Source organism: Frankia sp. AiPs1, from assembly GCF_023716945.1.
Classification (GTDB): Bacteria; Actinomycetota; Actinomycetes; order Frankiales; family Frankiaceae; genus Frankia.
Genome location: NZ_JAMQQF010001191.1, coordinates 1 through 528 on the forward strand (window position 1 = coordinate 1; position 528 = coordinate 528).

Genomic DNA, 528 nt, shown 5'->3' on the forward strand with positions numbered 1-528 from the left:
GTCCGGCGGCCAGCGGGCCCGCCTCGCGCTCGCCGCGCTGCTGGTGCGCCGGCCCAGCGCGCTGCTGCTCGACGAGCCGACGAACCATCTCGACGACGACGCGGCGGCCTTCCTGGAGCAGCAGGTGTGCGCCCTGCCGGGCGTCGTCGTCGCGGCCAGCCACGACCGGGCGTTTCTGGACGCCGTGTGCACCGACCTGATCGACCTGGACCCGGCCGTCGACGGCCCGACCCGCTACGGCGGCGGCTACTCCGCCTACCTGGCGGCGAAGCACGCCGAGCGGGTCCGCTGGGAGCGGCGCTTCGCCGACGAGCAGACCGAACTCGCCGCGTTGCGCCACGCGGTCGCGACCACCTCGCGCACCATCGCGGCGAACCGCGGGCCACGCGACAACAACAAGATGAGCTTCGGCCTGCTGACGAACCGGGTGGAGCAGCAGATCTCCCGGCGGGTGCGCAACGCCGCGCGCCGCCTCGACGAGCTCGAACGCGCCCAGGTCCGCCGGCCCCCGCCGCCGCTGCGCTTCGC

1 protein-coding gene is annotated in these 528 nt (G+C 75.4%); it reads left to right on the forward strand.

Annotation, left to right across the window (positions count from 1 at the left end; all coding sequences use genetic code 11):
* On the forward strand, positions 1-528 hold a 528-nt coding region (locus ND748_RS33590; RefSeq protein WP_251750223.1), incomplete at both ends, for an ATP-binding cassette domain-containing protein.